At 66.1% G+C, this 25,368-nt stretch carries 25 protein-coding genes; 12 read left to right on the top strand and 13 right to left on the bottom strand.

Features of this window, described 5'->3' with window-relative positions; genetic code table 11:
• Positions 1-36 precede the first annotated feature (36 nt).
• From QQ25_RS24215 to QQ25_RS24195, 5 genes are all read left to right on the top strand, one after another.
• Positions 37-921 carry a polysaccharide deacetylase family protein gene (locus QQ25_RS24215; protein WP_039381495.1) on the top strand — a complete coding sequence of 295 codons (885 nt, stop codon included), beginning with the start codon at positions 37-39 and terminating at the stop codon, positions 919-921.
• 93 nt (positions 922-1,014) lie between these two features.
• Positions 1,015-2,004, top strand: a complete 990-nt coding sequence (locus QQ25_RS24210) for an Acg family FMN-binding oxidoreductase (RefSeq protein ID WP_039381493.1) — start codon at positions 1,015-1,017, stop codon at positions 2,002-2,004.
• Between the two features lie 9 nt (positions 2,005-2,013).
• Positions 2,014-2,457, top strand: a complete 444-nt coding sequence (locus QQ25_RS24205) for a universal stress protein (RefSeq protein ID WP_157847842.1) — start codon at positions 2,014-2,016, stop codon at positions 2,455-2,457.
• 10 nt (positions 2,458-2,467) lie between these two features.
• On the top strand, positions 2,468-3,112 hold the full coding sequence (dosR, locus tag QQ25_RS24200; protein ID WP_039324061.1) for a hypoxia response regulator transcription factor DosR/DevR: 645 nt from the start codon (positions 2,468-2,470) through the stop codon (positions 3,110-3,112).
• A gap of 7 nt (positions 3,113-3,119) precedes the next feature.
• Positions 3,120-4,838: a sensor histidine kinase gene (locus QQ25_RS24195; RefSeq protein WP_039381491.1), complete on the top strand. Its 1,719-nt coding sequence runs from the start codon at positions 3,120-3,122 to the stop codon at positions 4,836-4,838.
• Between the two features lie 98 nt (positions 4,839-4,936).
• Here QQ25_RS24195 and QQ25_RS24190 read toward each other — a convergent pair whose 3' ends face one another.
• Together QQ25_RS24190 and glpX are read right to left on the bottom strand one after the other, a co-directional pair.
• Positions 4,937-6,352 carry a class II fumarate hydratase gene (locus QQ25_RS24190; protein WP_039381490.1) on the bottom strand — a complete coding sequence of 472 codons (1,416 nt, stop codon included), beginning with the start codon at positions 6,350-6,352 and terminating at the stop codon, positions 4,937-4,939.
• A gap of 18 nt (positions 6,353-6,370) precedes the next feature.
• Positions 6,371-7,399, bottom strand: a complete 1,029-nt coding sequence (gene glpX, locus QQ25_RS24185) for a class II fructose-bisphosphatase (RefSeq protein WP_052236031.1) — start codon at positions 7,397-7,399, stop codon at positions 6,371-6,373.
• Between the two features lie 55 nt (positions 7,400-7,454).
• Between glpX and QQ25_RS24180 the strand changes: the two genes are divergently transcribed.
• Both QQ25_RS24180 and QQ25_RS24175 read left to right on the top strand, forming a co-directional pair.
• Positions 7,455-8,093, top strand: coding sequence for a DUF4245 domain-containing protein (locus QQ25_RS24180; RefSeq protein WP_039381488.1), 639 nt, complete (start codon positions 7,455-7,457; stop codon positions 8,091-8,093).
• Between the two features lie 23 nt (positions 8,094-8,116).
• The gene (locus QQ25_RS24175) at positions 8,117-8,917 is read left to right on the top strand and encodes a dienelactone hydrolase family protein (protein ID WP_039324498.1); all 801 of its coding nucleotides are present in this window, start codon (positions 8,117-8,119) and stop codon (positions 8,915-8,917) included.
• On the opposite strand, the gene QQ25_RS24170 is transcribed toward QQ25_RS24175, so the two are convergent.
• The 4 genes from QQ25_RS24170 to QQ25_RS24155 form a co-directional block, all read right to left on the bottom strand.
• Complete coding sequence (locus QQ25_RS24170) at positions 8,895-10,088, bottom strand: AI-2E family transporter (RefSeq protein ID WP_039381487.1); 1,194 nt, start codon at positions 10,086-10,088, stop codon at positions 8,895-8,897. The genes QQ25_RS24175 and QQ25_RS24170 overlap by 23 nt on opposite strands.
• 65 nt (positions 10,089-10,153) lie before the next feature.
• Positions 10,154-11,002 carry an SDR family NAD(P)-dependent oxidoreductase gene (locus tag QQ25_RS24165; RefSeq protein ID WP_039381486.1) on the bottom strand — a complete coding sequence of 283 codons (849 nt, stop codon included), beginning with the start codon at positions 11,000-11,002 and terminating at the stop codon, positions 10,154-10,156.
• Positions 10,999-11,772 carry an SDR family NAD(P)-dependent oxidoreductase gene (locus tag QQ25_RS24160; RefSeq protein WP_039381736.1) on the bottom strand — a complete coding sequence of 258 codons (774 nt, stop codon included), beginning with the start codon at positions 11,770-11,772 and terminating at the stop codon, positions 10,999-11,001. Before QQ25_RS24160 ends, QQ25_RS24165 begins: the two co-directional genes overlap by 4 nt.
• Before the next feature lie 8 nt (positions 11,773-11,780).
• On the bottom strand, positions 11,781-12,881 hold the full coding sequence (locus tag QQ25_RS24155; protein WP_039381484.1) for a cholesterol dehydrogenase/isomerase: 1,101 nt from the start codon (positions 12,879-12,881) through the stop codon (positions 11,781-11,783).
• Positions 12,882-13,279: 398 nt separating this feature from the next.
• Between QQ25_RS24155 and QQ25_RS24150 the strand changes: the two genes are divergently transcribed.
• Positions 13,280-13,555, top strand: a complete 276-nt coding sequence (locus tag QQ25_RS24150; RefSeq protein WP_201774266.1) for a hypothetical protein — start codon at positions 13,280-13,282, stop codon at positions 13,553-13,555.
• A 12-nt stretch (positions 13,556-13,567) separates the two neighbouring features.
• Here QQ25_RS24150 and QQ25_RS24145 read toward each other — a convergent pair whose 3' ends face one another.
• On the bottom strand, positions 13,568-14,767 hold the full coding sequence (locus tag QQ25_RS24145) for a cytochrome P450 (RefSeq protein ID WP_039381483.1): 1,200 nt from the start codon (positions 14,765-14,767) through the stop codon (positions 13,568-13,570).
• Between the two features lie 165 nt (positions 14,768-14,932).
• Here QQ25_RS24145 and QQ25_RS24140 point away from each other — a divergent pair, with 165 nt between their 5' ends.
• The gene (locus tag QQ25_RS24140) at positions 14,933-15,487 is read left to right on the top strand and encodes a TetR/AcrR family transcriptional regulator (protein ID WP_039381481.1); all 555 of its coding nucleotides are present in this window, start codon (positions 14,933-14,935) and stop codon (positions 15,485-15,487) included.
• Here the strand turns inward: QQ25_RS24140 and QQ25_RS24135 are convergent.
• The 4 genes from QQ25_RS24135 to QQ25_RS24120 all read right to left on the bottom strand — a co-directional run bounded on the left by QQ25_RS24135 (position 15,484) and on the right by QQ25_RS24120 (position 20,467).
• Positions 15,484-16,368, bottom strand: coding sequence for an SUMF1/EgtB/PvdO family nonheme iron enzyme (locus QQ25_RS24135; protein WP_039381480.1), 885 nt, complete (start codon positions 16,366-16,368; stop codon positions 15,484-15,486). The two genes, QQ25_RS24140 and QQ25_RS24135, sit on opposite strands and share 4 nt — an antisense overlap.
• A gap of 78 nt (positions 16,369-16,446) precedes the next feature.
• Positions 16,447-17,340 (bottom strand): HAD family hydrolase, encoded by an 894-nt coding sequence (locus QQ25_RS24130; protein ID WP_039381733.1) that lies wholly within the window; start codon positions 17,338-17,340, stop codon positions 16,447-16,449.
• 8 nt (positions 17,341-17,348) lie between these two features.
• Positions 17,349-18,902 (bottom strand): arylsulfatase, encoded by a 1,554-nt coding sequence (locus tag QQ25_RS24125; RefSeq protein ID WP_039381478.1) that lies wholly within the window; start codon positions 18,900-18,902, stop codon positions 17,349-17,351.
• A 14-nt stretch (positions 18,903-18,916) separates the two neighbouring features.
• Positions 18,917-20,467: an arylsulfatase gene (locus QQ25_RS24120; RefSeq protein ID WP_039381475.1), complete on the bottom strand. Its 1,551-nt coding sequence runs from the start codon at positions 20,465-20,467 to the stop codon at positions 18,917-18,919.
• 438 nt (positions 20,468-20,905) lie between these two features.
• Between QQ25_RS24120 and QQ25_RS24115 the strand changes: the two genes are divergently transcribed.
• The 3 genes from QQ25_RS24115 to QQ25_RS24105 all read left to right on the top strand — a co-directional run bounded on the left by QQ25_RS24115 (position 20,906) and on the right by QQ25_RS24105 (position 23,984).
• The gene (locus QQ25_RS24115) at positions 20,906-22,543 is read left to right on the top strand and encodes a fatty acyl-AMP ligase (protein WP_039381473.1); all 1,638 of its coding nucleotides are present in this window, start codon (positions 20,906-20,908) and stop codon (positions 22,541-22,543) included.
• A 91-nt stretch (positions 22,544-22,634) separates the two neighbouring features.
• Positions 22,635-23,690, top strand: coding sequence for a tellurite resistance/C4-dicarboxylate transporter family protein (locus tag QQ25_RS24110; protein ID WP_039324492.1), 1,056 nt, complete (start codon positions 22,635-22,637; stop codon positions 23,688-23,690).
• A gap of 18 nt (positions 23,691-23,708) precedes the next feature.
• Positions 23,709-23,984: a DUF1876 domain-containing protein gene (locus tag QQ25_RS24105; RefSeq protein WP_039324048.1), complete on the top strand. Its 276-nt coding sequence runs from the start codon at positions 23,709-23,711 to the stop codon at positions 23,982-23,984.
• An 18-nt stretch (positions 23,985-24,002) separates the two neighbouring features.
• On the opposite strand, the gene QQ25_RS24100 is transcribed toward QQ25_RS24105, so the two are convergent.
• Together QQ25_RS24100 and QQ25_RS24095 are read right to left on the bottom strand one after the other, a co-directional pair.
• A complete protein-coding gene (locus QQ25_RS24100; RefSeq protein ID WP_039324047.1) occupies positions 24,003-25,091 on the bottom strand; it encodes a 3-beta-hydroxysteroid dehydrogenase in 1,089 nt (362 codons plus the stop codon).
• 63 nt (positions 25,092-25,154) lie between these two features.
• Complete coding sequence (locus tag QQ25_RS24095) at positions 25,155-25,367, bottom strand: exodeoxyribonuclease VII small subunit (RefSeq protein WP_039324491.1); 213 nt, start codon at positions 25,365-25,367, stop codon at positions 25,155-25,157.
• Position 25,368: the final 1 nt, after the last annotated feature.

The following is a 25,368-nucleotide window of genomic DNA, read 5'->3' as shown; positions in this document are numbered from 1 at the left end:
AAACGCACACAAATCGCAGGCCGGTAGGCTGCCGGAGTGGCGAGGCTACCCAAGAGTCAGGCGTGGCGGTGGACCGTAGTCGGCGTGACTGCCGCCGTGGTGGTCCTGGTGGTCGGGGTGCTCACCGGGCACATCCGGCGCGACGATCCCGATCACGTGGACTGTGCCACGGAGAAGTGCATCGCCCTGACCTTTGACGACGGGCCAGGGCCGTACACCGACCGGCTGCTGCAGATCCTCAAGGACAACGACGCCAAGGCCACGTTCTTCCAGATCGGCAACAAGGTCGCCGCCAATCCCGAAGGCGCCAAGCGCGTGGTCGAGGCCGGGATGGAACTGGGCAGCCACACTTGGGAACACCCCAACATGACCACCATCCCGCCCGAGGAGATTCCGGCGCAGTTCAGCAAGGCCAGTGACGCCATCGAGGCCGCGACGGGCACGCGACCGAAGCTGGTGCGCACGGCAGGCGGGCTGATCAACGACCAGGTCCTGGCCGAGGCACGCAAGCAGGGTCTGGCCGACATCAACTGGGACGTGATCCCGTTCGACTGGGCCAACGACGCCAACATCGGTGCGACCCGCTACATGCTGATGACGCAGATCAGGCCCAACAATGTGGTGCTGTTTCACGACACCTACTCGTCCACCGTGGACCTGGTGCAGCAGTTCATCCCGGTGCTCAAGGCCAACGGCTACCACCTCGTGACTGTCAGCCACATGCTCGGTGAGTGCGAACCGGGCACCAGTTACGGCAGCAGGGAGAACGGCCCGCCGGTGCCGCCGGCCGAGGCGCTCAAGGACATTCCGCCGGAGGAGATCCCGGCGCTGCCCGCGACACCCTCACCTCCGCCGATGCCGAACTTCCCGATCACCGACATCCCCGGAGCGAATTCCGGTGGTCCGAACAACGGGGCATGACACGGCGATCGAGCCGGGGATGAGACGCACATCGCGTCGGTTTGAGGACCAAAGACCCTAACCGGCGGGCTCGGGCGCGACGAGGCTTGAGGCATGCCTCAGACGATGTTGGATACCGCGACCCTCACCCGTGCGGTGCAGTTGGCATCGCGTGCGCCTTCGCTGCACAACACCCAGCCGTGGCGGCTGGTGGCCCGAGGTGGTTGCCTGCATCTGCATCTCGATCCCAATCGGGTGGTGACCGTGACCGACCGGTCCTCGCGAGAAGCGGTCATCAGCTGCGGTGTGCTGCTGGACCACCTGCGGGTCGCCATGGCGGCGGCGGGGTGGGCCACCGCCGTCGATCGCTTTCCCAACCCGAACGATCTGGATCATCTGGCGACGCTTCAGTTTTCGCCGATGGACTTCGTCACCGAGGCCCACCGCCGGCGCGCCGATGCGATCATGGCCCGGCGCACCGACCGCCTGCCGATGAGCCGGTACGTGGACTGGGATTCCTTCGAAACGTTGTTGCGGGCGCGGCTGGACGACGGCCCGGCACATCTGGACGTGCTGGCCGAGGACCAGCGCTCAGCGGTGGCCGAGGCGGCTGAGCTGACCGAGTCACTGCGGCTCTACGATTCCGGTTACCACGCCGAGCTGGCTTGGTGGACAACACCGTTCGCGACCGAAGATGGCATCCCGCAGAGCTCGCTGGTGTCGGCTGCCGAAAGTGAACGGGTCGCGGTGGCGCGCACTTTCCCGGTCACCACACACAGCGATCGGCGGCCGACGGTTCGCGACGATTCGGCCACGCTCGTCGTGCTCTCCACTGACGGGTACAGCCGTGCGGACGCCCTCGACGCGGGCGAGGCCCTCTCGTCGCTGCTCCTGGAGTGCACGCTCTCGGGTCTGAGCACCTGTCCGGTGAGTCACGTGACCGAGTTGCACGCCAGCCGCGACATCATCGCCTCCCTGATCGGTCGCGATGCCTGCCCGCAACTGCTCGTACGGATCGGCATCGCCCCGACGATCACCGATGTACCGCCGCCCACGCCGCGCCGGCCCGTCGACACTGTCCTGACCATCGAGACCTCGGAATAGGAGATGACCATGACCGACACCCTGATCGAGCCCGCTGCCACCATCACCGCGACCGCTGCCGTCGTGGTCGAGGCCGATGGCCGCGCCACGAGCAATGACGCCCTGCACACCGCGATCGAGGAGGCGCTGCGGCGCGGCGCACCGCTGCGGGTGCTGACCACCTGGGGAGCCCGGCACCGCGAGATGTATGACGCCAGTGCCGTCGCCGAGCGAGACCGGCTGTCAGCGGCGCAACTTGAGCGTCGCCTGGCCCGTGCGCTGAAACGGTCTCCGGATCTCGATGTGCAGAGCATCGACGGCTACGATGGAGCTGCGGAATACCTTGCGGCACATCCGGACTCGGCTCAGGTGCTGGTGCTCGGTGCCGACCATCCGGATTCGGCCGAGCTGCGGACGGCGTTGGCGGCCTCCGGTTGTGGGGTGCTCACTTGCGATCGGCGCCGCCGGTTGTGAGACTCGGGTGATGATCAGAGTCTTTCTGGTCGACGACCATGAGGTGGTTCGCCGCGGGCTGATCGATCTGCTCAGCGCCGACCCCGAGCTGGACGTGATCGGTGAGGCCGACTCGGTGGCCCAGGCGCTGGCCCGGGTGCCTGCGCTGGCGCCAGACGTCGCGGTACTCGATGTGCGCCTGCCCGACGGCAACGGCATCGAGCTGTGCCGGGATCTGTTGTCTCGGATGCCCGATCTGCGGTGCCTGATGCTGACGTCGTTCACCTCCGACGAGGCCATGCTGGATGCCATCTTGGCAGGGGCCAGCGGCTACGTGGTCAAGGACATCAAGGGCATGGAACTGGCCCAGGCGATCAAGGACGTCGGGGCCGGGAAATCCCTGCTGGACAACCGTGCCGCCACCGCACTGATGGCCAAACTGCGCGGCGACGCCGAGCGCTCCGACCCGCTGGCCGGGCTGACCCAACAGGAGCGGGTGCTGCTGGACCTGCTGGGGGAGGGGCTGACCAACCGGCAGATCGCGGCCCGGATGTTCCTCGCCGAGAAGACCGTCAAGAACTATGTGTCGCGATTGCTGGCCAAGCTGGGCATGGAACGCCGCACGCAGGCCGCGGTGTTCGCCTCCACGCTCGAGCGTCGCGATCATCGGCGATGATGCGGGTATGGCGGAGGTGACCGGACACGGCGCGGGTCCCGACGACGACGCGCCCAACTCGTCGTTGCGGAACACTCTGTCGCAGCTGCGGTTACGCGAATTGCTCACCGAGGTCCAGGATCGGGTCGAGGAGATCATCACCGGCCGTGACCGGATCGACGGCCTCGTCGAGGCCATGCTCGCCGTCACCTCGGGACTGGATCTCGAAGTCACGCTGAGCACCATCGTGCGGACCGCGATCGAGCTGGTCGACGCCCGCTACGGCGCACTGGGTGTACGTGGCGATGATCATGAGCTCACCGAGTTCGTCTATCAGGGCATCGACGACGAAACCCGGGCCCTGATCGGACATCTGCCCGAAGGGCGCGGCGTGCTCGGCGTGTTGATCGACGATCCGAAACCGATCCGGCTCGACGACATTCACAGGCACCCTTCCTCGGTCGGGTTCCCGCCGAATCACCCGCCGATGCGGACCTTTCTCGGTGTGCCGGTCCGAATCCGTGACGAGGTGTTCGGCAACCTCTACCTGACCGACAAGACCAACGGGCAGCCGTTCAGCGAGGACGACGAGGTGCTCGTCGAAGCGCTGGCCGCGGCCGCGGGTGTCGCGGTGGAGAACGCCCGGCTGTACCAACTGTCCCGCGACCGTCAGGCCTGGATCACGGCTACGCGCGACATCGGTACCGAACTACTGGCCGGCACCGATCCGGCCACGGTGTTCCGGATGGTCGCCGACGAGGCGCTCAAGCTGACCGGTGCCGACCGCATCGTGGTCGCGGTGCCAGGTGAGGCTCTGGCCGATGAGACCGACACCCTGGTGGTGGCCGCCACCGCGGGCAGCGCGACCGCGATCGACTCGCTTCCGCTGGGCCCGGCAGCTGACGACGCGGTGGGTGCGGCGTTCCGTGACGGCACTCCGCACCGGCTGGACCGCCTCGAGCTGGACGGCTCAGGTGGTCCGGCGCTGGTGCTGCCGCTGCGCACGGTAGACACCGTCGCCGGGGTGCTGGTGGCCGTCCGCGCCGACGGGGCGCGGACCTTCACCGCCGAACAGCTCGACATGGCCGCGGCGTTCGCCGACCAGGCTGCCGTGGCCTGGCAATTGGCCAGCTCGCAGCGCAGTGTGCGTGAGCTGGAGATCCTCGCCGATCGCGACCGGATCGCCCGCGACCTGCACGACCACGTGATCCAGCGGCTGTTCGCAGTGGGCCTGTCACTGCAGGGCACGATCCCGCGGGCGCAATCTCCGGAGGTTCGGCAGCGGCTCAGCGGCACTGTCGATGACCTGCAGGCGGTCATCCAGGAGATCCGGACCGCGATCTTCGATCTGCATGGCGCACAGGCCGGTACGACGCGGCTGCGACAGCGGCTCGATGAGGTGATCGCCCAGTTCGCCGACGCGCCGGTGCACATCGGCACACGCTTGGTCGGTCCGCTGTCGGTGGTCGATGCGACCCTGGCCGACCATGCCGAGGCGGTGCTGCGCGAGGCGATCAGCAACGCGGTACGCCATTCGGGGGCAAGCGAACTCACTGTCGTCGTGGAGGTTGCCGACGACCTGTCCATCGAGGTGTCCGACAACGGTTGCGGGATCGCCGCCGACGTGACCGAGAGCGGGCTGGGCAACCTGCGGGCCCGCGCGTTGAGTGCGGGCGGCACGTTCACCGTCACCGACCGGCCCGGCGGCGGCACCGTGTTGCGTTGGGCCGCACCGCTTCCCGAGTAATGCCCAACAGTCCCCCGCAAGCGGGAGGCCCCGAACAAAATCGCACTATTTCCGAGGAAATAGTGCGATTCTGTGTCTGCTCGCGGGAAAGGTGAGGGCTACTCGCCCGGCTTGACCTTCGCCATGGCCAGCACGTCGAGGCGCTTGTCCAGCTCGGCCTCCGACAGCTTGTCGCCGAGCAGGCCGCGGTCGATCACGGTCTGGCGGATGGTCTTCTTCTCCTTGAGCGCCTGCTTGGCGACCTTGGCGGCCTCCTCGTAGCCGATCGCCGAGTTCAGCGGCGTCACGATCGACGGCGAGGACTCGGCGAGGGTACGCAGGTGCTCCTCGTTGGCCACCAGGCCGTCGATGCACTTCTCGGCGAACAACCGGGAGACATTGCTCAGCAGGGTGAACGACTCCAGCACGTTGCGAGCCATCATCGGGATGTAGACATTGAGCTCGAACGCGCCCGACAGGCCGCCGACGGTGACGGCGGCGTCGTTGCCGATGACCTGGGCGGCAACCTGGGTAACCGCTTCGGGCAGAACGGGATTGACCTTGCCCGGCATGATCGAGCTGCCCGGCTGCAGGTCCGGCAGCTGGATCTCGCCCAGGCCGGTCAGCGGGCCCGAGCCCATCCAGCGCACATCGTTGGCGATCTTGGTCAGCGAGGCCGCGATGGTCTTCAGCGCACCCGATGCCTCGACCAGCCCGTCGCGGGCCGCCTGAGCCTCGAACGAGTCTGCGGCGGTACGCAATTCGGCCAGGCCGGTCTGGTTGACCAGAACCTCGACCACCTTGGCGCCGAAGCCGTCGGGGGCGTTGAGTCCGGTGCCCACGGCGGTGCCGCCGATGGCGAGCTCACCGAGGCGGGGCAGCGTGGCCTTGACCCTTTCGATGCCGGCCTCGATCTGGCGGGCGTAGCCACCGAACTCCTGGCCCAGCGTCACCGGCACCGCGTCCATCAGGTGGGTGCGGCCGGACTTCACCACGGTCTTCCACTGCTTGGACTTGGCGGCCAGCGACTCGTGGAGCACCTCGAGCGCCGGAATCAGATGGCGCACAGCGGCTTCGGTGGCCGCGATGTGGGTGGCCGTCGGGAACGTGTCATTGGAGCTCTGCGACATGTTCACGTCGTCATTCGGATGCACGGTCACGCCGTTGCGGGCGGCGATCGAGGCGATCACCTCGTTGGCGTTCATATTCGAGCTGGTGCCCGACCCGGTCTGGAACACGTCGATCGGGAACTGGTCGTCGTGCAGGCCGTCGGCGATCTCACCGGCCGCGGCGATGATGGCGTCGGCCTTGTCGCCGGCCAGCAGGCCCAGGTCCTTGTTGACCTGCGCGCAGGCGGCCTTCAGCAGGCCGAGCGCGCGGATCTGGGTGCGCTCCAGCCCGCGGAAGGAGATCGGGAAGTTCTCCACGGCGCGCTGGGTCTGTGCCCGCCACAGGGCGTTGACCGGCACCCGGACCTCGCCCATGGTGTCGTGCTCGATGCGGTACTCGACAGCTCCGTCGGTATCGGTGCTCATGTTGCCCTTTCTGGCGGATTACGGGAGCGGGTAGGCGGCGGTCTTGTCGCCGGTGAAGTCGATGGCGGAGTACTCGTTGAGTTTCGTCAGCCGGTGGTAGGCCTCGATCATCCGCACGGTGCCGGACTTGGAGCGCATCACGATGGACTGGGTGGTGCAGCCGCCCGGGTAGTACTGGACGCCCTTGAGCAGGTCACCGTCGGTGACGCCGGTCGCGCAGAAGAATACGTTCTCACCCGAGACGAGGTCGTCCGTCGACAGCACCTGGTCCAGGTCGTACCCGGCGTCGATGGCCTTCTGGCGTTCGGCGTCGTCGGTGGGCGCCAGCTGGGCCTGGATCGCGCCGCCCATACAGCGGATCGCGGCCGCGGCGATGATGCCCTCGGGCGTCCCGCCGATGCCGGCCAGGATGTCGGTTCCGGAGTTGGGGCGGCAGGCCGAAATCGCCCCGGCGACGTCGCCGTCGGTGATCAGCCGGATGCGGGCACCCGCGGCACGGGCATCGTCGATCAGCTGGGCGTGCCGGGGCCGGTCCAGGATGCACACGGTCAGATCGCTGACCGACGCACCGCGCACCTTGGCCACTCGCCGGATGTTCTCGCCGATCGGGGCGGTGATGTCGATGGCGTCGGCGCACTCCGGCCCGACGGCGATCTTGTTCATGTAGAACACCGCCGACGGGTCGAACATCGCGCCCCGCTCGGCGACCGCGAGCACCGAGATGGCATTGGGCATGCCCTTGCTCATCAGCGTGGTGCCGTCGACCGGGTCGACGGCGAAGTCGCACTCCGGCCCGTCGCCGTTGCCGACCTCTTCACCGTTGAACAGCATCGGTGCTTCGTCTTTTTCGCCCTCGCCGATCACCACGACGCCGCGCATCGACACGGAATTGACCAGCTCACGCATGGCGTCGACGGCGGCCCCGTCCCCGCCCTCCTTGTCGCCGCGGCCGACCCAGCGGCCTGCGGCCATGGCGCCGGCCTCGGTCACCCGGACGAGTTCGAGGGCAAGGTTACGATCCGGGGCTTCTCCCCGCGTGGGACTCATGGCCCAGATTGTCCCAGAACGTGGTCAGCGTTTGGGAGCTGGGATACTGGCGAGCATGTCCTCCGAGCCGACCTCCCAGCCCACCCCGGCTCCCAAGCCTGCCAAGTCCCGGTTACTGCAGGACGGCCGGGACATGTTCTGGTCGATGGCCCCGCTGGTGGTGGCCTGCATCGTCCTCGCCGGAATGCTGGGTATGTGCTCGTTCCAGGCGGGCGGGCCCGAGGCGGGCCCGGCTCCGGAATTCGATGCTCCGGCCGCACTGCAGGCCGACGCCGACGCTCTGAAGATTCCCATCCGGTTGCCCCAGCTGCCCGAGGGCTGGCAGCCCAACTCCGGCAGCCGCCACGGCATCGACGGCGGGCTGACGCTGCCCGACGGCCAGCATGGCCGCGCGGTGTCCTCCCGCATCGGCTACCTGTCACCGAGCGGCCACTACCTGAGCCTGACCCAGAGCAACGCCGACGAGGCGGCCCTGATTGCCTCGATCAAGCCGGATTCGTATGCGTCGGGCACCCAGAACGTGGACGGGGTGACCTGGGTGGTCTACGAGAGCAGCGACCCGGAACCGGTGTGGACGGCGAAGCTGAGCGGACCGGCGCAGGTTGCCATCACGGGCGCCGGTGGTACTGAGGAGTACCGTACGCTGGCGGGTGCGACGCAGAAGCAGTCGCCGCTGCCGATCAAGAGGCCGTGACGCTCTAACGGATGGAGCCCGTGTTGTCGTCGCCAGTTGCAGATCTCACCGGGTGGACCGCCACTCCTTTCACCGCCGCCGATCAGACCTATGACGTGTACCGCAAGGGCGAAGGCCCCGGCGTGGTCTTGATTCCCGAGATTCCCGGCCTGCATCCCGGTGTGCTCGCACTCGGCAACCATCTGGTCGACAACGGTTTCACCGTGGCGGCCCCATCACTGTTCGGCACCCCCGGCGCAGCCGCGGTACGTCCGGGCGCCATCCCGGTCACGCTGAAGGCCTGTGTGACACGGGAGTTTTCGGCATTCGCCACCAATGCCGACCGGCCCGTCGCGCATTACCTGCGCGCCTTGGCCCGCGATCTCAACGCCACCACGCCCGGTAAGGGCGTCGGCGTCATCGGGCAGTGCTTCACGGGTGGTTTCGCACTCGCGGCCGCCGTGGACGACAGCGTGCTGGCCCCGGTGCTGAGCCAGCCATCGGTGCCGGTCGCCCTGACGGCCGCGCAGAAACGCGATCCGGGCATGTCGGAGGCCGAACTCAAGGTCATCGAACAGCGCGTCGCCAACGACGGCCTGTGCGCGCTGGCGCTGCGGTTCAGCCAGGACAAGTTGGCGCCGGGGGAGCGGTTCGCCACTCTCAAGGCCCGCCTCGGCGACGCGTTCGAGGTCATCGAGATCGACTCCAAGAAGGGCAACGCCCACGGCCTCTCGGCGTCAGCGCATTCGGTGCTGACCGATCAGGTACGCGAGGTCGACGGGCATCCGGCCTATGAGGCGCGAAAGCGGGTGGTGGCGTTTCTCACTGAGCGTCTGACGGCGTAGCGTCCGCTTCGGCTCGGGGTGCGGTCTTCTCGCCCCCGAGCCGTTTCTGGATCCAGTCCCACAACCGCCGCCAGGGGCGCCGGCCCGGTTCGTCGGGCTCGTCGGTTTCGAGCTCGACGCCCTTGTAGACGGCCAGGTACACGCTGACCGTCGTGACGATGATGATCATCAGCACAGGCCCGATCACCAGACCGAAGAAGCCGAACATCGAGATACCGGCGAACACCGCCAGCAGCATCAGTGCGGGGTCGAGCCGGGCCGCCTTGGGCACGAGCCACGGGCGCAGCAGGTTGTCGATGTTGGTCACCACCAGCAGGTGGAACACCACCACGAAGATGCCGCCGATGATGTTGCCGAAGAACATCATTCCGATGCCGAACGGGATCGTCACGATGCCGCCGCCGAGCGGGATCACCGACAGTGCGGTCAACAGGATCGCGAAGACGAAGAACCCGTTGTGGAAGCCTGCGATGTAGATCGAGATCGCCCCGGCCACACCCTGGCAGAACGCGATCACGAACTGGCCCTTGACTGTTCCCTTCACCATGGCGCCGGTCTTGGCCAGATAGAGGTCGGTGATCTCCTCGCCCAACGGGTTCAGCCTGCGGATCAGCGTGGCCATCTCGGCGCTGTTGACCAGCATCGAGATGAACACGTACAGGAAGATGATCGACGACGTGATGGCGCCCACCATGCCGCCGACCGCGCCCTGCAGGATGCCCAGCAGCCATTCTCCGAGGTGCTGCGAAAGCTTGACCACGGTGTCGCGCAACGAATCCGCGGTGAGGTGGATGTCCAGGAACGGCACCCGCCCCAGCATCGAGTTGATCAGTTGCAGCGCCCGGTCACCGAGCGTGCTGATGTCGGTCTCGGCAATCCACGTGCTGACCGTGTTGACGAGCTGCGTGACCTGGACGATGGCCATGAACACCACGAGAGCCACCGGGATGATCACCATGAGGATGGCGACCAGCAGTGTCAGCGTGGCCGACAGGCCAGTGCCGAGCCGGCGTTGAAACCGTTGATAGAGGGGGGTGAACAGATAGGCACCGACCGCGGCCATCACGATCAGGACGAAGAAGCTGCGCAGGAAATAGACCCCGAGCAACAGGGCGAGCACGGTGAAGACCGCCAAGGCCCGCTTCTGGGTGAGGGTGAACTGGTCTTTCATCTCCGGCCCTTCCCGCCGTTGGGCTGACCCTATCGCCACGCCGGCGTGACGGTCGGCATTGAGCGTTACGCAGGCGTGACGTCGGAGCCCGATGCTGTGCGCTGGGCGGCCTGCCCGGCGCGTTGTGAGGCGACGAAGCGCATCGAGAGCCGCTGCATGAGCCCGGGCGCCAGGCGGGCGATCAGCCAGGAGGCATGGGCGCGACGGGGTTTGACCAGGATGGCCTTGTTCCCGGTGATGGCGCGCAGGGTGTCGGCGGCCAGCCGGTCGGCGTCGTAGGCGGTCTTGACCCCTTGGCCCTGCAGAAAGTAGTCGCGGCCGACGAATCCACCGACCGCGCCCTTGTCGAGGATCGGGGTCTCGACTGCCGCCGGACACACCGCCAGGACGCCCACGCCGTGGGCGGCCGCCTCCGAGCGCAGCGCCAACGACAGCCCGACGACGGCGTGCTTGGTCATCACATAACTGGTGAGCTGACCCGCGGCGGCCAGCCCCGCCATCGACGCGGTGTTGACGATGTGGCCGTGGCCCTGCCGGATCATCTGCGGGTATGCCGCGGCGACGCCGTGGACGACGCCGCGCACGTTGACGTCGATGATGGCGTTCCACTGGTCCAAGGTGAGCAGCTCGGTGTCCCCGCCCCAGACGATGCCGGCGTTGTTGAACATCAGATCGAGCCGCCCCGTCCGTTCGACGACGTCGTCGACCGCGGCCTGCACGGCGGCGGCATCGGTGACGTCGAGGCGCGCCGACCGGGCACCGAGCGGTGCCGCGGTACGCGCCGCCGCACCCTCGTCGATGTCGGTGCAGAGCACCTCGGCGCCGGCGCTCACCAGCGCGCGGCACAGTGCCGCGCCGATACCCGATCCGGCGCCGGTGACGATCGCCTGCTTGCCGGAGAGGTCTGGTTTCACGCCTGGGCCAGTTTCATGACGTGACCGAGCACGTCCGGGTAGCGCTTGAGATGTGCGCCGCCGTTGAGATCGAGCACCTCGCCCGTCAGCCACGACGCCTGCGGTGAACACAGGAACACCACGGCTGCGGCGATGTCCTCGGGCGTTCCGCTGCGGCCCAGCGCGGTGTTCTCGACGTACTCCTCGACCACACCGGGGATCATCGCGGCGGGATCGGTCAGCGGGGTCTTCACGAAGCCCGGCGCGATCGCGTTGACCCGGATGCCGCGCGGCCCCAGCTCAAGTGCGGCCACCTGCGTGAGCATCGACAACCCGGCCTTGGCGGCACAGTACGCGCTCATCCCGGCGGCGGGCTGACGTCCGTTCAGCGATGAAATCGAAACCAGCACACCACCTTCGGGCAGGTTGCGGCCGGCGTGTTTGGCGACGATGAACCCGCCGTTGAGGCAGACGTCGACGACCGAGCGGAAATCCTCGACCGGCATGTCGGTGATCAGGCCGACATTGCTGAAACCAGCGCAGTTGACCACCACATCGATCGGGCCGGCCGCCGCAACGTCGTCGAAGAGTTTCTGGACCGCATCTTCGTCGGTGACGTCGACGTAGAAGCTGGTGTGTGGCGCGTCGAGCTGAGCGGCCCGGGCGGCCGCGCCCTCGGCGTCACGGTCGGCCACGACGACGCGGCAGCCGTCGGCGGCCAGGGCCTGGGCACTGGCCCACCCGATCCCCGAGGCCCCACCGATGACGATCGCGACGCGCTGGGTGCTCATGCTGCTCATTACTTCTCCTCGCGCGAGCGCTCGTCGGGCGCCCGATCCGGTTGGTGGTCGCCCCACTTCTTGTCGATCGCGTTCCACGGGTCGGCCAACTGCCCGGGATAGTCCTTGTAGGCAGACTTCGACCGCAGGAACGCGCGGATGAACGGTGCGGCCAGGCCGATCGGGAAACGCTTCAATCCGGCGTTCGCGCGGGTGTCGGCCAGCAGTTGGGGCCACGAATGGTGTTGGAAGCCCAGCACTTCCTGCGAGCGGATGGTGTCCATCCAGTCGGTGGCGAACCACGCGGCGTCGTCGTCGGGGTTGCCCGGCCGCCCGATCGGCAGACCGCCCTTGATTCCCATCGCGGCGGCCGCCTGCGACCCGACCGCGGACTGTGTGTGCCGGTGGGTGGCCGAATCCCCGCCGATCAGCAGCACCTCGTGGTTGGCGGTTTCGGTGGGGACCGTGGTGGCGGCCGCGAACGCCGCCGCGACATCACGCACGTCGACGGTCTGCAGTCGCCCGTCGGCGGGCAGCACACTTTCGAATGAGATGAGATCGACGTCGATGTCCAAGCTGAACTCGCAGCTCATCACGCCACCGAGCCGCAGGATCAGCCAGTCCAGCTTCGAGGCGCGGACCAAGGCTTCGGCCTCGACCTTGTGGGCCCCGTAGATGTCGGACGGGTTGACCGGGGTATCGGGCCCGAGCACATCGTCGATGTGGTGCGGGTTGCGGGCGCCGTAGACGGCGATGCTGGATGCCTGCACGAACCGGGGCGGCGTCGGCTGGGCCTCTGCGGCACGCAGCAGCGATGCGGTGGCCTCGACGTTGACCTTGCGGGCCAGCCCACGGCGCATGTAGCAGAACGGCGGGATGATCGCGGCAAGGTGGATGATGGCGGCCGGTGCGACCGCCGACACCAGCGCGTCGACGGCGGTGGGGTCGGTCAGGTCAGCCCAGCGCACCTGTACGGATGCCGGGAGCGCGGCGGCGGCCTTGCGGTTGGCGGGTACGTCGAGGTCGGTCGCGACGACGTTGCGCCCGCCGGCGGCCAGCGTCTTCACCACGGCGGAGCCCACCAAACCGAACGCTCCGGTAACCAAAACAGCGTCGGACATATGCCTCCTCGCTAGAACGTGTTGCAACACTAGCGAACGTCGGTGTGGTGTGTGTCACCGCGATCCGCCCAGTCGCGGCAGGTTCCGGGCGGGCTGTTCGCCCCTGTCTGCCCAGCAACCGGCCGACCAGGGTCGAACTGGGGGAGTGCCACGTCAGGCGAATGTTGCTGCGGTTGCCTCAAAAGCATTGGTCAATGGCGCAATGAGGGGATAAGTGTGACCGGGGACACGCTCGGTATCGCTATGTGACGTGTTTGCCGGAATGGTCGTCGTCGTCGGATTTGGAAATTTGCCCAGCACCTATGCAAGGTGTGGCTGTAGGTATCGGCGAAAGTGAGCCAATCGCAGGCGTTTGTGATGTACTCGGTTGCACGCGTCAGCAATTGGGGAGGTGTGTGATGTCCGAAGAGGTCGTGACGGGGGTTAACGACAGTGACTCCGGCGAAATTGCCGAAGAGGTTGCTGTCGGGTCCTCGGTAGTTGTGTATCCGGGAACTGACGAAGAACTGCACGGCGTTGTCGTCGAAGATTTCGCCGACTTGGCCGGAACCGCGGTCGAGGTCGCTGGAGAGCGCATCGTCGAACCGGCCCGCCGGTGGGCCGTCAACCTCGACGATGGTGGCCTGGTGTTCGTCGACGACGACAGCATCGCGCTCGCGGCGCAGGCCGCCTGACTCCTCGCTAGTTCACCGCGCGCTCAGCGGAAGCTGTCGTAAGCGTCGTACCAGCAAGCTGGGTTGCCATTCGGCATCGCCGGCCGGGCGGATGTCGGTGCGCGCCGACAGCAGCGACGAGATCACGATTCGGGCCTCGAGGCGGGCCAGCGCGGCTCCGAGGCAGAAGTGTCCGCCCTTGCCGAACGCCAAGTGCGCCTTGACGTTCGGCCGCTCAGGCCGGAACTCGCTCGGGGCGTCGAACACCTCCCCATCCCGATTGGCCGCACCCCACATCAGCAATAGCCGGCTGCCGGCGGGCACCGGGACCCCTGCCAGTTCAGAATCCGCCCGCACATGCCGGTAGTGCCCCCTGAACGGGGACTCGAACCGCAGCACCTCCTCCAGAAATGGCGCGATCAGCGCGGAATCGCGGCGCAGGCGCTCGGCCAGCGCGGGTCGCCGGCTGAGGATCCAGACCGCGCTGCCGATCAACGCTGCAGTCGATTCCGCGCCTGCGCCGACCAGCTGGATCAGCATCAACACGGCCACCTCCGGGGCAACCCGCTCGGCCGCGCAGTAGCCGGCCAGGTCGCCCAGGAGGTTTTCTCCCGGGTTCGCTGACGCTTCACCGAACCGTTCGTTGAGGTAGCCCCCGAGCTCGACCGCTGCGATCCCCGACGCCGTGAGTTGTTCGGTGTCGACCAAACCGTCGAGCAGCTGCGTGCTGGCGTAGGCCCACGCCACCAGCCGATCGACATCCGCGGCCGGTAGCCCCAGCAGCTGCGCGACCACCAGCATGGGTAGCCGGTCAGCCAGTGTGGACATCCACTCGAATTCTCCGGTCGCCTCGGCAAGCAGCTCGGCGGTGATGGCCGCGACGAAGGGTTCCAGTTCGGCGATCCGCTTGGCCGCCATCCGGGGCAGCACCATCTTGCGGTGGGCGGCGTGGGCCGGATCGTCGGCCGTGGCCAGCACATGCACGGGGCTGTCCGGCTCAGCCATGTCGAACGGGGACACGGTGCCGTCGGGCTGGGACCACATGGTTGCGGTGAGGTTCGACGAGAACTCCTGCGTGCGCGCGGTGGCCTCGATGACGGCGTCGAATGACGTCACCACGAAGAACGGGGAGTCACCCACCTGGGCCACCGGTGCGCCGGCCCGGAGCCGGTCGTACAGCGGATATGGATCCTGCAGACAGGCCGGTTCGAACATTTCGTGTGCCAGGAGCATTTGCCCAGGTTGGCTGTCCATTCAGGGGCAGTCAACGGTGCTCCGACATGTTGATATGCGACGCCGGGGCCTGAGGCGAGGACGCGTCTCAAGGCGGCACGGTGACCTGCGGACCCACTGAGATTATCGGGAAATTTTGTCTCAAGCTGAGATAATCTCGCAGGTATGTCTCCCAAGCGCGCGGACTGGTTGGTCGGGGGCGACCGCCGTGTCGAGGCTGCCGAGCGCATCTACGCAGCGGCTGCCGAGATGGCGGCCCGCGACGGGCTTGATTCACTGGACATCGATGCACTGGCGGCACGGGTGCACTGCTCGCGCGCGACGGTGTACCGGCATGCGGGCGGCAAGGCGCAGATCCGTGACGCGGTACTGGCTCGGCTGGCCGCGTCGATCGTGGCGGAGGTGCGTCGCTCGGTCGACGGCCTGAGCGGGGCGCAGCGGGTGTTGACCGCGGTCACCGTTGCCCTTCACCGTATTCGTGCCGACCCGATGTTCGACATCTTGCGCAGCGCACTGCGCGGTGGGGGTGGGATGGCGGACCTGACGCGATCGCCGGTACCGGCTGCCTTCGCCACCGAACTCACCGGGCTGGGCGAGGACGACCCGGCGGCCGCGGCGTGGATCGTCCGTTTGGTGCTCTCACTGTTGGTCTGGCCCGGTGCCGATGACGCTGCGGAGCAGGAGATGTTGCGGCGATTCGTCGCCCCGGCGTTCGGCTAGGGCCGCTTGACGCAGCGGAAGCTGATGTGGCTCATGCCGGTATCCACCATCTGCGGTCGCCGCGCAGCCGGACGGTACCGCATGCAATAGCTGTCGGCGCACAGGAACGAGCCGCCTTTGATCACCTTGCGCGCGATCTGGAACTGCGGCTGGTTCGGGTCATAGGTGTCTGCGGCGCAGCACGGCGTGGCCGTCCGGTCATCCCCGTACCAGTCGGTGGTCCACTCCCAGGCATTGCCCGCCATGTCGAACAGGCCGTACCCGTTGGGCTCGAAGCTGCCGACCGGCTTGGTTGTGCCGTAACCGGTTTCGGGGAGATACGGGAACTCGCCGTGCCAGTAGTTGGCCAGCTGCCGGCCGGGCTGCTCGGGTTCGTCGCCCCAGGTGTACGCGGCTCCCGCCAACCCGCCCCGTGCCGCGGTCTCCCACTCCGCCTCGGTGGGCAGTGCGAGCCCGGCCCAGTCCGCATACGCCGCGGCATCGTCAAAGGCGATGTGCACCACGGGATGCTGCTCACGGCCCTTCAACGTCGAGCGCGGTCCGCGGGGGTGATTCCAGCACGCGCCCGGTGTCCACGCCCACCACAGGTTGATGTGCTTGAGATCCACCGGGCCGGCGGTGCGCTGGAACACCATCGAGCCGGGCACCAGGTTCTCCGGTGGGGCCCCCGGGAAGTCATCCGGGTCGACGGGACGCTCGGCGACCGTGACATAGCCCGTGGCGTCCACGAATTGGGCATAGTCGGCGTTGGTCACCTGATGACGTTGGATCCAGAACCCCGCCGTGGCAACCTCCCGCGCCGGCGCTTCCTCCGGGTAGTGCGTGTCCGAGCCGAGGGTTGCCGTCTGCGGCGGAATCCAGACCAGATCAGCCGATGTCATGCGTCGACTCTGCGCTGAGGGCCCGAGTCTCTCGCACTTCTGCGCCCTGGACGCGGAGTCGATGAGCTGCGCGCGAACTCAGTCAAAGACCGTGGTCCAATCATCACGCATGCTCGCCACCGTCCAGCCGCGGTCGGCGGCCAGACCCAATGCCTTCTCTGCCCCTGCGGTGTAATCGAATTCGCGCTCGGCGTCGTCGTGACGCACCAGCATGCTCAACGATGGACCGATGCCGGCCCTGGTGTACTCGAGCATTTCGATGTCGCCGTTGGAGTTGCCTGCGGCGAAGATCGGGCGGCGGCCCGTCCGCCCCCAGATCCGCACCGCCTTGACCGGGCCGTCGTTGAGGAACTCCGGTGTGGCCGTTGTCCTGAGTTGGCCGTCCACGAAATCCAACCCCACCGAACTGCCGATCACCCGCTCCGGGGGAACGCCGTACATCGACACGGTCACCGGGCGCATGAAATCACGGCCGCCACCGGAGACTATGTAGTTGGTGAAGCCGTTCGCTTCCAGATACCGCAGCAGTTCCACCATCGGCAGGTAGGCGCACGTGGTGTACGGACGGCCCAGCGTCGGATGCTGCGCCTCGGCGAAGAACTCCTTGATCCGGGCGGCATGCTCCTCGACCGACAGTCCGGCATATGCCGAAAGTATGCCTCCGGCAAGGATTTTGAGAGCCGAATCGTCACCGTTGTAGTGCTTGGTGACGGCGTCCCCGAACCAGGCAAGATCCCCGGCGGCAGCAGCCTGGTAGGGCTGCTTGGTGGCCAGCGACGGGTCGGCGGCCGCCTGCTCGGCCAGGCGACGCACCAGGAAGTCCAGCTGGATGTAGGCCGGCTTCTCACACCACAGCGTGCCGTCGTTGTCGAACACCGCGACGCGCTCCTCGGGCGGCACCTCGGTGGTGACGTGACCCACGAAGTCGACGATCGCCGACTTCGTGGGGCCGTCATGCCAGGAGTCGAGCACTGCCACGCTCAGCCTCCCCGGCTGGCGAGGAACTTCTGGAGTTCTTCCACCGCGTGATTGATGGTGAAGGACGCGGGTTCCTGGCGCGGCGGAAACTCTTTGAAGGTCTCCAGGAACTGCGTCACGATCGCCGAGCCATAGAACATGAGGAAGAGGCGGTCGATCATCCAGTCCCAGTACGTGTTCGACGTGACATCTGCATGCTCGAACGGATCGGTGCGCAGGTTGAACAGCTTCGGAGCACGCAACTTCGTGAACGGCTCGAACCAGACCTGCAGCGTGCCAGGGCACCGCTGCTCCATGAACACGATTTTCCAGTTGTCTGCCCGGATGCCCAACACGTCACCGTCGTCGGAGAAGTAGATCATGCCGCGCCTGGGGCTCTTCTCCACCTCCCCGGTGAGATAGGGCAGCAGGTTGTACCCGTCGATGTGCACCTTGTATTCCGTCTCGCCGTCGGCTCCGGCCTTGTGGCCGGCCTTCAGCTTGTCCACGATGTCCGGATCACCCGCGGCAGCGAGAAATGTGGGCAGCCAGTCATGGTGTTGCACAATCTCATTGGAGATAGCCCCCGGCTTGATCTTGCCGGGCCAGCGGATCATCTCGGGAATCCGGAAAGCGCCCTCCCAGTTGGTGGCCTTCTCGCTGCGGAACGGGGTCGTCGCACCGTCCGGCCACGAGTTCGCATGCGGTCCGTTGTCCGTGCTGTAAATGACGATGGTGTCCTCGGCGATGCCGAGTTCATCCACCAGATCCAGCAGCGTGCCGACGTTGCGATCGTGATCGATCATGGTGTCGTGGTAGGGCGACTGCCAGCGGCCGGCCTGCCCCCGGCTCTCCGGCTTGGTGTGGGTCCGGAAGTGCATGTGGGTCAGGTTCATCCAGACGAAGAACGGGGTGTCCGACTCGTGCTGGCGTTTGATGAAATCGGCACACGCAGACGTCGTCTCGTCGTCCACGGTTTCCATCCGCTTCTTCGTCAGCGGCCCCGTGTCTTCGATGCGCTGCTTGCCGACGGGGCCGTACCGGGGGTCGACTTCGCCGGAATCCTCGTCGGTGGCCCAGGAATGGATCACGCCGCGAGGCAGTAGCGCCTTCCGCAGCAGCGGTGCCTCCTCCGCGGTGGGGTAGTCCTCGTGCTCGGGTTCCTCTTCGGCGTTGAGGTGGTAGAGATTCCCGAAGAACTCGTCGAAGCCGTGAGCGGTCGGCAGGAACTTGTTGAGGTCGCCGAGGTGGTTCTTGCCGAATTGCCCGGTGGCATAACCCAATGGTTTCAGCAGCTCAGCGATCGTCGGATCCTCCTTCTGGAGCCCCACGTCGACGCCGGGCATACCCACCTTGCTCATCCCGGTGCGGTAGACACTTTGTCCGGTGATGAACGACGCGCGGCCCGCGGTGCAACTCTGCTCACCGTAGGAGTCGGTGAAAAGCATGCCCTCATTGGCGATCCGGTCGATGTTCGGCGTCTGGTAGCCCATCATGCCGCGGCTATAGCAACTCAGGTTCCAGATTCCGATGTCGTCGCCCCAGATGACCAGGATGTTGGGTTTTCCGTTCGGCATGTTTCGATCTCCCCTCAGTCCTTGGCCAGGAATTCGTGCAGTTTCTCGACGGCATGGTCGATGCTGAAGCTCGCCGGTGGGTGCCGCGGTTTGAATTCCTCGAACGTCTCGAGGAACTTCGTCGCCATGGCGGTCGCGTAGAACACGAAGAAATCGTGCCGCAACAGCCACTCGTAGTACGTGTTCGACGTGATGTCGGCGTACTCGTAGGGGTCGGTACGCAGATTGAACAGCTTGGGTACGCGCAACGGCGTGAACGGTTCGGCCCAGATCCGCAGTGTCCCCTGGCAGCGCTGTTCGGCGAACACGACCTTCCAGTTCTCGAACCGCATGGCCACCAGGTCGCCGTCGTCGGAGAAGTAGAAGAACCCGCGCCGTGGGCTCGTGTCGACCTCGCCGGTGAGGTAGGGCAGTAGGTTGAACCCGTCGATGTGCACCTTGTATTCGGTGTTTCCGTCGGCGCCGGCCTTGTGACCTTTCTTCAGCTTCTCGCTGATGTCCGGGTCACCAGCCGCGGCCAGCAGTGTCGGCAGCCAGTCGTGATGTTGGACGATTTCGTTGGAGACGGTGCCGGCCTTGATCTTTCCGGGCCAGCGAATGAGCTCGGGCACCCGGAAAGCGCCCTCCCAGTTGGTGTCCTTCTCGCTGCGGAACGGTGTCGTGCCTGCGTCGGGCCAGGTGTTGCGGTGCGGCCCGTTGTCGGTCGAGTAGATGACGATGGTGTCGTCGGCGATACCGAGTTCGTCGAGCACGTCGAGCACGGTGCCGACGTTGCGGTCATGGTCGATCATCGTGTCGTGGTACGGCGACTGCCACAGCCCGGCCTGCCCACGGCTTTCCGGTTTGGTGTGGGTGTACAGGTGCATGTGGGTGAAGTTGCACCACACGAAGAACGGGTTGTCCGCCGCGTGCTGGCGTTTGATGTAGTCGACGGTCGCATCGGCGATGTCCTCGTCGATGGTCTCCATCCGTTTGGTGGTCAGGGGACCGGTGTCCTCGATGGTCTGCTTACCCACCGGCCCGTACTTCGGGTCATCGGGTTCCGTGGATATCTCGGTGGTGGCCTTGCATTTCAGTACGCCTCTGGGTTTGGCCAGCTTGTAGAGCCTGGGATATCGGTCCTCGTGGGGATAGTCGTAGTTCTCGGGTTCTTCCTCGGCATTGAGGTGGTAGAGGTTGCCGAAGAACTCATCGAAGCCGTGCACCGTCGGCAGATACTTGTTTAGGTCGCCGAAGTGATTTTTGCCGAATTGTCCGGTGGCGTAACCCAATGGCTTCAGCAGTTCGGCGATCGTCGGGTCCTCGGCGGCCCAGCCGATGTCGGCGCCGGGTATGCCGACTTTGCTCATTCCGGTGCGGTACACGCTCTGCCCGCTGATGAAGGCGGCGCGCCCGGCAGTGCAGCTTTGCTCGCCGTATGAGTCGGTGAAACGCATGCCCTCGTTGGCGATGCGGTCGATGTTCGGGGTGCGGTATCCCATCAATCCGTCGCTGTAGCAACTGAGATTGCTGATGCCGATGTCGTCGCCCCAGATCACCAGGATGTTCGGCTTGCCGTTGGGCATGGTGCGGTCCTCCTGTTTATCCCCGACCTGTCGGTCTCTGACCGACGGTATGTGGTTTCGTGGGCCGCCGGTGGACTTCGCCACGCTTCTCAGCAGATATTTACCGGGGCGTTCACTTTGGACCGCGGCCTCGCTCAGGTTTCATGGTCGCTCGAATGTGCCGTCGCCGTCGACGTTCTCGTTGTCCGGCGTGTGTATTGCCTTGTTGTCCAAGCAAATATCCATCGATCAGCGACGACACGGCCATCGGTTGGCCGCCAGATCGCCTCGAATCCTGGCCCGGGCTGGTTATTCTGTCGAAATCGTAGGTTCGTCCAGTGCAGGCTGTCCGGCCGCCGTCTGCGATTGCTCTGGGTGGGAGCATCGCCGGTGGCCACATGCGTCATTCGTGGACGAATCATTCGCGGAAACGCGGCGTAATGGGTTCAGGGGGGATCCATGAGCAGATTCACCGAGACGATGTACGCAAACGCGCACGCAAGCACCAGGGGGATGGTGACCGGTGAACCACACGCGCCGGTGCGGCATACCTGGGAGCAGGTACATCAGCGCGCGCTTCGGATCGCGGGTGGCCTCGCCGCTGCGGGCGTAGGCCACGGTGACGCGATCGCGGTGCTGGCCGGACTTCCGGTCGAGGTCGCGCCTGCCGCCCAGGCCGTGTGGATGCGTGGCGCCAGCCTGACCATGCTGCACCAGCCCACCCCTCGCACCGACCTCGTGCAATGGGCTGCTGAAACGACCGAAGTGGTCGAAGCCATCGACGCCGGCACAGTTGTGATATCCGAGCCGTTTCTGGCTGCCGCGCCCGCGCTGGCCGAGCGCCGGCTTGCGGTTGTCACCATCGAGCAATTGCTCGCCGCGGAGCCCGTCGAACCGGTGCACGTCGACGACGATGACCTGGCGTTGTTGCAGCTGACGTCGGGCTCCACGGGCCCTCCCAAAGCGGTCCAAATCACCCACCGCAACCTGTGTTCCAACGCTGAGGCGATGTTCGTCGGTGCCGAGTTCGACCTGGAAACCGACGTGATCATCAGCTGGCTGCCGCTGTTCCACGACATGGGGATGACCGGGTTCCTGACAGTCCCGATGTACTTCGGCGCGGAGCTGGTCAAGATCACGCCAATGGATTTCCTGCGGGACTCATTGCTGTGGGCGAGGCTCATCGACAAGTACAAGGGCACGATGACCGCCGCGCCGAACTTCGCCTACGCACTGTTGGCCAAGCGGTTGCGTAGGCAGGCCAAACCCGGCGAGTTCGACCTGTCGACGTTGCGATGGGCGCTGTCGGGTGCCGAGCAGGTCGAGCCGGCCGACGTCGAGGATCTGTGTGCGGCGGGCAAGCCGTTCGGGTTGCGACCAGAAGCGATTCTGCCGGCCTACGGCATGGCCGAGACCACGGTCGCGGTTTCGTTCTCGGAGTGCAACACGGGCCTGGTGGTCGATGACGTGGATGCTGACATTCTTGCGACCCTGCGACGTGCGGTGCCGGCGAAGAGCGGCAATCGCCGCCGATTGGCGACACTGGGTCCGCTGCTGAGTGGGCTGGAAGCCCGCGTCGTCGACGAGGACGGCACACTGCTTCCGGCCCGCGGTGTCGGAGTGATCCAGGTTCGCGGTGAATCATTGACCCGCGGTTACACCACGGCGGCGGGATTTGTCCCGGCGCAGGACGAGCGGGGCTGGTACGACACCGGCGACCTGGGCTACTTGACCGAGAACGGCCACATCGTGGTCTGTGGCCGGGTCAAGGACGTCATCATCATGGCCGGTCGCAACATCCATCCGACCGACATCGAGCGCGCTGCCGGTCGCGTCGACGGCGTGCGACCCGGTTGCGCCGTCGCGGTGCGACTGCATTCCGGCCGTTCGACGGAGTCCTTCGCCGTCGCAGTGGAATCGCACGCGTTCGATGACCATGGCGAGGTCCGCCGTATCCAGCATGACGTCGCCCACCATGTGGTCACAGAGGTCGACGCACGGCCACGCTCCGTCGTCGTCCTACCGCCGGGAGCGATCCCGAAAACACCGTCGGGCAAGCTTCGTCGGGGGTATGCGCTGTCCCTGCTCGGCCACTGATCCGCCAAACGCTCGGCATCGTCGCTGCTGTGCCCGCCTGTCGTCGGAAATTTGCGCATCAGCCTGTGAATGCGGTGGTATGACCGGAGCCATGAGTGAGCCGACCGCACGCGAGGCAGTGCGTACCTTGCATCCCGGTTACTTCGCACTCGTCATGGCCACCGGAATCATGTCCATCGCGATGAATTACCACCATGCACATGCACTTTCGGTGGCATTGCTGTGGGTGGCGGCGATCGCCTATGTGGCCCTGGTCGTTCTGACCATCGCGCGCACCGCCCGGTACCGCCGTGAGTTCATCGCCGATCTGACCGACCCGAGCCGTGGCTTTGCCATGTTCACGTTCGTGGCCGCAACCTGTGTGGTCGGTACCCGGCTGGCCGCGGACAGCCATTACGGGCTTGCCTTCACGCTCCTGGCGATCGGCTGGGTGGCGTGGATGGTGCTGGGCTACGTGGTGCCGTGGACGGCGGTTCTCGGTCAGGCGGCCCGGCCGGTGCTGCAGCACGCGAACGGCACCTGGTTCATCTGGGTGGTGGCCAGTCAGTCCGTCGCGGTGCTGGCCGCGGCGTTGCAGCCCGAAATAGCCGCCGGCCGTTCGGAATTGGCGTTGCTGGCGGTGTTCTCGTGGTCCGTCGGGATTTTTCTGTACGGCGCGGCGGGCATCTTCGTCGCGGTCCGGTTACTGGTGTATCCACTGCGGCCTACCGATCTCACCCCGCCGTACTGGGTGGCGATGGGGGCCACCGCCATCACCGTGGTCGCCGGGGCCCGGATCGTGGAGATGGCCGACGCGCCCATGGTCGCGGCCACCCGTGGGCTGATCGCGGGAACGTCCGTGTTCTTCTGGGCCTTCGGTACCTGGCTGATTCCACCGTTGATCGCCGCAGGCATCTGGCGCCACTACGTCCATCGCATCCCGTTGCGTTATGACCCCACCTTGTGGAGCGTGGTCTTCCCCCTCGGCATGTACGGCGTCGGCGGCCACTACCTCGGCCAGGCCGATCAGTTACCCATCGTGGAGCGCATCGGATACGTCGAGAGCTGGATCGCGCTGGCGGTGTGGGCGGTGACGTTCCTGGCCATGGTTCGCCACCTGTTCGTCACGCTGCGCCCTGGTGTCAGGGACATATCCGGCGCACCCTAGAGGTGGAGGGTGATTGACATGTACGACAAGGATCTGACCAACAAATGGCTCGTCGAGATCGAGTTCTCCGAGGACGACATCCATACCCACGCCTCAGCGCGCGCGCAGCTGCGCGACGACACGATGTCCACCACCGGGGATGCCTACCGCAACCCCAGAGACCCCGGTGCGCCGATGATCGGTGAAGAGATCGCGGCGGCACGCGCGCTCATCACGCTCGGGACCGAACTACTGCACGCGGCGTCGGCGCGCATCGAACAGTCCACGCACCATCCGGTGCATCTGTACCGCTGACCGCCGGGCGGCCTCGGCCTACGCGGTGACCGGTTGCCTGGCCGCGTCGGACTCCATCTGATGGAACAGGTCCGTGTAGTACGGCATGCATTCGGCCATGGCCTTCTCGGTGGTGAACAACGGCTCATACCCCAGGTCGCGTTTGGCCTTGGCGATCGAGAAGTAGTTGTTGAGGTAAAGCCGTTCCACCGCAAGGGGTTCGATCAGCGGAGCCGGAATGCCGAATTTGAAGTGCAGCCACTGCCAGGCCATCATCGCCTTGTGCACCAGACGCCCTGAGACGCGGAAGTTGGGCAGCTTGCGGCCGCACGCCGCGATCACCGGGCGGGCGAACTCGAACATGTTGATCGGCTCGCCGTCGTTGATGAAGTAGGCCTGACCGGGTGCGGTGCCACCGGGAACCAGATGCTGGGCGGCCAAGATGAAACCGTGGATCAGGTTGTGCACGTAGGAGTTGTCCAGCTTGATGTTCTTGTTGCCGACGAGCACCTTGACGTGCCCGGCGAGCACGTTCTCGAACACCTTGCGGAACATGGTTTGGTCGCCGCGACCCCAGATGCCGCTGGGCCGGATCGAGCAGGTCAGCATGTCGTGCTTGCCGTTCTCGGCGAGCACGAACTTCTCGGCGACCACCTTGGTCTCGGTGTAGAGATCGTTGAACCGGCCGGTGTACGGCATGGTCTCGTCACCACTGACGATGTCCTGCCCGCCCATCACGACGCTGTTGGAAGCGGTGTAGACGAAGCGCTTGACCCCCGCCTGTTGTGCGGCGTGCACCAGGTTCTTGGTGCCCTCGACGTTGACGGCGAAGCTGCGCTGCCGGTACTCGTCGGTGACCGAGGCGCCGCCCATCAGATCGATGATGGCGGCGGTGTGGATGACCGTGTCGACGTTCTCGACGGCTGCGGCGACGGTCTCCTTGTCGCAGATGTCGCCCTCGATGACCTCCAGGCCGGCGTGATCGCCCAGCGGGGACGGCGCACGGTCGAACGAGCGCACCGCGTATCCGCGGTCGAGCAGCTCGGTCACCAGGTTGGCGCCGACGAAGCCGGAGCCACCGGTCACCAGGACGCGGCCGAGTTCAGTGGTCAAAGATGCGTCACCCATGCCCGGCAGCTTAACTGAAACAGGTTCCAGTTTCGAACGTCATCGACAAAAATAATTGCTGGGTCAACTTTCGTCAGACTCGCGCGCCGCGAGGGCCTGCTCAACGCGCTGCCGCGCTCCAGCTAAGTGCTCTTCGCAGCGTTGTGCCAGTTTCTCGCCACGTTCCCAGAGGTTCAGCGAAGCATCGAGATCCAGCCCGCCCTGCTCCAACTGCTGCACGACGGCGATCAGTTCGTCCCGGGCCTCTTCATAGCCCAGTTCACTAATAGGCTTAATG

This window comes from Mycolicibacterium setense, assembly GCF_000805385.1.
Taxonomy (GTDB): Bacteria; Actinomycetota; Actinomycetes; order Mycobacteriales; family Mycobacteriaceae; genus Mycobacterium; species Mycobacterium setense.
Note: the sequence above shows the minus strand (reverse complement) of the source record. Positions and strands in the feature narration are given on the sequence as shown.

What these genes read in the sequence shown, in the direction of transcription:
- QQ25_RS24190 (WP_039381490.1), bottom strand. Translation starts at nt 6,352, where the DNA reads ATGAGCACCGATACCGACGGAGCTGTCGAGTACCGCATCGAGCACGAC.
- QQ25_RS24105 (WP_039324048.1), top strand. Translation starts at nt 23,709, where the DNA reads ATGTACGACAAGGATCTGACCAACAAATGGCTCGTCGAGATCGAGTTC.
- QQ25_RS24180 (WP_039381488.1), top strand. Translation starts at nt 7,455, where the DNA reads ATGTCCTCCGAGCCGACCTCCCAGCCCACCCCGGCTCCCAAGCCTGCC.
- QQ25_RS24110 (WP_039324492.1), top strand. Translation starts at nt 22,635, where the DNA reads ATGAGTGAGCCGACCGCACGCGAGGCAGTGCGTACCTTGCATCCCGGT.
- QQ25_RS24210 (WP_039381493.1), top strand. Translation starts at nt 1,015, where the DNA reads ATGCCTCAGACGATGTTGGATACCGCGACCCTCACCCGTGCGGTGCAG.
- QQ25_RS24170 (WP_039381487.1), bottom strand. Translation starts at nt 10,088, where the DNA reads ATGAAAGACCAGTTCACCCTCACCCAGAAGCGGGCCTTGGCGGTCTTC.
- QQ25_RS24145 (WP_039381483.1), bottom strand. Translation starts at nt 14,767, where the DNA reads ATGCTCCTGGCACACGAAATGTTCGAACCGGCCTGTCTGCAGGATCCA.
- QQ25_RS24115 (WP_039381473.1), top strand. Translation starts at nt 20,906, where the DNA reads ATGAGCAGATTCACCGAGACGATGTACGCAAACGCGCACGCAAGCACC.
- QQ25_RS24135 (WP_039381480.1), bottom strand. Translation starts at nt 16,368, where the DNA reads ATGACATCGGCTGATCTGGTCTGGATTCCGCCGCAGACGGCAACCCTC.
- QQ25_RS24140 (WP_039381481.1), top strand. Translation starts at nt 14,933, where the DNA reads ATGTCTCCCAAGCGCGCGGACTGGTTGGTCGGGGGCGACCGCCGTGTC.
- dosR (WP_039324061.1), top strand. Translation starts at nt 2,468, where the DNA reads ATGATCAGAGTCTTTCTGGTCGACGACCATGAGGTGGTTCGCCGCGGG.
- QQ25_RS24155 (WP_039381484.1), bottom strand. Translation starts at nt 12,881, where the DNA reads ATGTCCGACGCTGTTTTGGTTACCGGAGCGTTCGGTTTGGTGGGCTCC.
- QQ25_RS24120 (WP_039381475.1), bottom strand. Translation starts at nt 20,467, where the DNA reads ATGCCCAACGGCAAGCCGAACATCCTGGTGATCTGGGGCGACGACATC.
- QQ25_RS24150 (WP_201774266.1), top strand. Translation starts at nt 13,280, where the DNA reads ATGTCCGAAGAGGTCGTGACGGGGGTTAACGACAGTGACTCCGGCGAA.
- QQ25_RS24195 (WP_039381491.1), top strand. Translation starts at nt 3,120, where the DNA reads ATGGCGGAGGTGACCGGACACGGCGCGGGTCCCGACGACGACGCGCCC.
- QQ25_RS24100 (WP_039324047.1), bottom strand. Translation starts at nt 25,091, where the DNA reads ATGGGTGACGCATCTTTGACCACTGAACTCGGCCGCGTCCTGGTGACC.
- QQ25_RS24125 (WP_039381478.1), bottom strand. Translation starts at nt 18,902, where the DNA reads ATGCCGAACGGAAAACCCAACATCCTGGTCATCTGGGGCGACGACATC.
- glpX (WP_052236031.1), bottom strand. Translation starts at nt 7,399, where the DNA reads ATGAGTCCCACGCGGGGAGAAGCCCCGGATCGTAACCTTGCCCTCGAA.
- QQ25_RS24160 (WP_039381736.1), bottom strand. Translation starts at nt 11,772, where the DNA reads ATGAGCACCCAGCGCGTCGCGATCGTCATCGGTGGGGCCTCGGGGATC.
- QQ25_RS24205 (WP_157847842.1), top strand. Translation starts at nt 2,014, where the DNA reads ATGACCGACACCCTGATCGAGCCCGCTGCCACCATCACCGCGACCGCT.